The 977-nt window shown below is 66.4% G+C and carries 1 protein-coding gene; it reads right to left on the bottom strand.

Annotation, left to right across the window (positions count from 1 at the left end; translation table 11 throughout):
* Nucleotides 1-14: 14 nt before the first annotated feature.
* A protein-coding gene (locus DEO23_RS15880; protein ID WP_109277009.1) for an IS5 family transposase occupies nt 15-927 on the bottom strand; the annotation gives its coding sequence in 2 pieces (ribosomal slippage) (nt 15-548 and nt 550-927; 912 coding nt in all).
* Nucleotides 928-977 lie beyond the last annotated feature (50 nt).

Below are 977 nucleotides of genomic sequence, written 5' to 3'. Positions count from 1 at the left end.
CTAGGGCGCGTCTCCTATTTTCGTAACCAGGCCACGACCGCGCAGAGGACCACGCAGGCTCGGTAGGAGATGGCGTGCTTGTCGTAGCGGGTGGCGATCCCGCGCCATTGCTTGGCCAGGCTGAACTGCCGCTCGACGACGTTACGGCCGGCGTAGGTGGTCTTGTCGAGGTGCGGGGGACGGCCGCCACGGGATCCTTTGCGCTGGCGAGAGGCGATCTCGTCAGACTTCTGCGGGATCACCGATCTCACGCCCCGCGCGGCGAGCATCTTGCGTGTCTTGCCCGAGGAGTACGCCTTGTCAGCGACCACGGCCTCGGGCCGCGTCCTGGGCCGCCCCGGACCGAGGCGCGGGACACGGATGTCGTCCAGGACCTCAACGAGCATGGCACCATCGTTGCGCTGGCCGCCGGTGAGCACGATCGCCAGTGGCATCCCATTCCCATCAACGGCGGCATGGACTTTGCTGCTCAGCCCGCCGCGTGACCTGCCCACCGCATGCCCGTCAGGTTCCTCGACTGCCAGATTCCTGTGATTCGCTCCGGCCCCCTGTGGGCTGGTCCGGGCGCGTGGTGTTCGTGCCATGTTGATGAGCGCGACTGATCGTCGAGTCCACCGAGACCGTCCAGTCGATGTCCCCTCTCGCGTCGGCCTCAGCCATCAGCGCGGCGTGGATCCGGTCCCAGACCCCCAGCTGCGCGTAGAGGTAGTGGCGCTTCCACACAGTCTGCCAAGGGCCGAACCGGTCCCGGGGCAGGTCGCGCCATGGGATGCCGGTTCGAGCACGATAGATGATGCCCTCGACGATCATCCTGTTGTTCGTGAACGGGTGGCCCTTGCGGCCCGCGTTCGAGGGGAGCAGCGGCGCCACCCGCTCCCACTGTTCATCGGACAGGATCTGTTGCCGAGATGCCGCGGAAGTGCTCATCCTTCGACCTTCTCGCCCCTACACGCTCACATATGGGAGACACGCCCTAG

Source organism: Brachybacterium endophyticum, from assembly GCF_003130585.1.
GTDB lineage: Bacteria > Actinomycetota > Actinomycetes > Actinomycetales > Dermabacteraceae > Brachybacterium > Brachybacterium endophyticum.
The sequence above is the reverse complement of the archived record's forward strand: the minus strand, read 5'-3'. Positions and strand labels throughout refer to the sequence as shown.